Annotated in this window: 4 protein-coding genes; all 4 read right to left on the bottom strand. The window is 63.8% G+C overall.

Translation table 11 applies throughout. The annotated features are described in order from the left end of the window. The coding region (locus tag ACRDUX_RS09645) for a TCP-1/cpn60 chaperonin family protein (RefSeq protein ID WP_526413297.1) at window positions 1–718 on the bottom strand (718 nt) is incomplete at its 3' end. Window positions 719–785: 67 nt separating this feature from the next. Further along, on the bottom strand, window positions 786–1,127 hold the full coding sequence (gene mimD / locus ACRDUX_RS09640; protein WP_526413295.1) for a propane 2-monooxygenase effector subunit MimD: 342 nt from the start codon (window positions 1,125–1,127) through the stop codon (window positions 786–788). Next, window positions 1,124–2,230 (bottom strand): ferritin family protein, encoded by a 1,107-nt coding sequence (locus ACRDUX_RS09635; RefSeq protein WP_526413293.1) that lies wholly within the window; start codon window positions 2,228–2,230, stop codon window positions 1,124–1,126. The genes mimD and ACRDUX_RS09635 overlap by 4 nt, the downstream gene beginning before the upstream one ends. Before the next feature lie 70 nt (window positions 2,231–2,300). Next, on the bottom strand, window positions 2,301–3,013 hold a 713-nt coding region (locus ACRDUX_RS09630), incomplete at its 5' end, for an FAD-binding oxidoreductase (RefSeq protein WP_526413291.1).

Raw genomic sequence — 3,013 nt, 5'->3', positions numbered from 1 at the left:
TGGCCACCTCGATGGCGGGCATGACCTCCTGCACCTGACTGATCTTCTTGTTGGTCAACAGGATCAGCGGATTGTTCAGCACCGCTTCCATGCGTTCGTGATCGGTGACCATGTAGCCGGAGGTGTAGCCGTGGTCGAACTCGATACCGTCGACGATGTCGACCGACAGTCCCGGCATGTCGCTCTCCTCGCACGTGACGACGCCAACCTTGCCGACGTGATCGACGGCGCTGGCGATGACGTCACCGATCGCGTCGTCATCGCTGGCCGCCAGCGCAGCGATCCGGCGCAGGTCGCCGCTGGCGACGACGAGAACGCGGTGAGCCCGAAGCGCTTCCACCACGACGGGGACGGTGCGTTCGATACCGCGCCGCACCCGCATGGGATTGGCACCGGCGTCCACGGATCGCAGTCCTTCCCGGACCATCGCCTGGGCCAGTACGGTCGCCGTCGTGGTGCCGTCACCGACAACGCCGTTGGTCTTCATCGCCACTTCCTTGACCAATTGAGCGCCCATGTTGGCGAACGGATCCCGGAGTTGGATCTCTCTGGCGATGGTGACGCCGTCGTTGGTGATGGTGGGGGGCCCGGTCAGCTTCTCCAGGATCGCGTTGCGTCCCTTGGGGCCGAGCGTCACCTTCACCGCATCGGCGAGTGCGTTGACGCCGTGTTCGAGGCGCAGCCGCGCCTCCGTGCCGAACCGCAATTCCTTGGCCATGGCCGTACTTCCCTTCGAGCGGGCTGATGTTGAGTGGGGCGTTGCTAGGACACGAGCTCGGTTCTCATCACTGCACGGTGAGGTCGAAGCCGATGTACTCGGCAGCGTCCTCGGGGCTGGCGACCAGAATCGTCTTGTCGTCGAGGTGGACCATGCGCCCGTAGTGGGTCGAGCTGATCTCCTCGAAGATGGAGCCGTCGAAGTCCTGACCGAGCGCCTCGGTGAGCTCGTCGTAGTCGAAGTCCAGCAGGCGCACACCGTCGACCCGGATCATCGACGGGTACTCGGTGAGCTCGACTCCGTCCTTGGCGCCCATGACTTCGGCGACGACCCGTCCGATCGGAGTGTTCATCAGGGTGACGCCGCACATGTTCGAGAACTCGGTGGCTGATCCGAATTGCATGCTCATCTGTCCAACTCCTCTGGGATGTCGAGCTCGATTTCTTCAAGAAGGGCGGAGAACTTGGCCACGGCCGCGTCCATGCTCGACGCGAACGTGACTGCCTTGTCGGCCGGCGCCGACCAGATCGGTTGCAGCGCCCGCGCAGCGTTGAGGCACCTGGGCACCCAGATGCGCAGCCAATCACCGAAGAGCGCCTTGTTCGCCGCGCCGTATTCGGAATCGCGGGTCAGCAGCCGGAAGAGGTTGCGCGTGTAGTTCAGGTCGCGGTCGTAGTCGTGCTCGCCCGTGCCGACGATGGTCGGGGTGATGTAGTCGCCGTTTCGGGCCGCGATCTGCATGACGAGTTCACTGCGGAACAGGGAACCGACCAGCTGCTCGAAGACGATGTTGGTGGCGAACAGCAGTTGGCACCAATCCCCCACTGCCGTCAGCTGTTCCACGACCTGGCGAGTGGGTTGCCATTCGGGCGCCTCCTGCCATACCGCCCGGTGAACGCTCCCGTCGAACGCTTCCGTCGCCTCAGCCAGGTCGAGGTTGAACAGCGCGAGGTCCTGGGCGAAGCGCATCTTGTGGGCCGCGTTGACCGCGACTGCGGTATTGATCATGTTCGACGGCCCGGAACGCTGGATGGACGTGAACACGTGCAGCGCCAATCCGTTCTCGGCGTGCATCCAGGCACCGAGATTGCGTTCGACGAACGTCAGCCAGGTCGAGTTCCAGGCGTCGTAGGCGCGGGCCCGCTTGGCGTTCTTGAGGGACAGCTCCACCTGGCGGACGACGGCAGAGTTGTTGCGATAGATGGTCTGGTTCCATTCCTCGTTGGGGTCGAGGAAGGCGTGCCAGTTCGACGACTTCGCGGCGGTCCACTCCTGCGGGTATCCGCCGGGTCCATCGCCGAAGCCGTAGAGCCAACCCTGTGACAGGTGGCGCGCCGGGTCGGGCTGGACGTCGACCGTCACGTCCTCGTACATCGTGGCGCGGAGTTTGGCCGGCTTGAAGTATGAGTAGCTGCGGCTCTTGGAGCTGGGGAACTCGGAAGCACCGGCCTCGGAGTCGGTGAACTCGATCGTCGGGAAACTGCGTTCCCTGGGCTTCTCGGGGGCGGACATGTGATTCCTCTCGGGCGGAGCTGGGCGGGGAAGAGATCGGGGGGCGGAGCTGGGTGGGAAGGAGATCGGGCTAGCTGAAGAGTGGGCTGGTGAAGCTGTCGTAGAAGACCTGGTCCTTGGGCACTGAGCTGCTGTCCAGGAACTCGAGCGCGGCATCGACCATCGGCGGCGGTCCGCACAGGTACACCTCGGTCTTGCCGATGCTCGCTTCGTAGCGGGCCACGACGTCGGTGACCATGCCTTTCTCGACGGTGATCGAGTCAGGTACCGAGCCGTCGGCAGACTCGGAGAGGCAGGCTACGAATTCAAAGTTGGCCAAACCCTTTCCGAGTAACAGGATTTCGTCGAGATAGAACAGATCTGCCGCGGTGCGGGCTCCGTAGTAGAACCGCACCGGCCTAGTGTTCTCGCTCTGGTTCATGTGGCGTAGTAGCGACAGGATCGGCGCCATCCCCGCACCGCCGCCGATGCAGACCACGGGCAACACGTGACCCTCCTTCAGGGTGAAGGACCCATAGGGGCCGGTCAGCGAGAGTTCGTCGCCGACGCTGAGCCGACCGTCGAGCAGCGCCGAGAACTTGCCCCCGGGGTACTTCTTGATCAGGAACTCGACCTCATCGGCAGACGCCTGGGTGGTCGCCATCGAGAAGGATCGGTGCTCCTCGGTTCCCGGGATGTGCAGATCGGCATATTGGCCCGGTTTGAACTCGAAGGTGGCGGGCTCGATCGGGGTGAGTCGCAGCGACACGATGTCACGGGTCATGGGTTCTATCAGGGCAATTC

Source organism: Mycobacterium sp., from assembly GCF_050701675.1.
Taxonomy (GTDB): Bacteria; Actinomycetota; Actinomycetes; order Mycobacteriales; family Mycobacteriaceae; genus Mycobacterium.
The sequence above is the reverse complement of the archived record's forward strand: the minus strand, read 5'-3'. Positions and strand labels throughout refer to the sequence as shown.

Coding starts and splice junctions, on each gene's coding strand:
- mimD (WP_526413295.1), bottom strand. CDS start 1,127: ATGAGCATGCAATTCGGATCAGCCACCGAGTTCTCGAACATGTGCGGC.
- ACRDUX_RS09635 (WP_526413293.1), bottom strand. CDS start 2,230: ATGTCCGCCCCCGAGAAGCCCAGGGAACGCAGTTTCCCGACGATCGAG.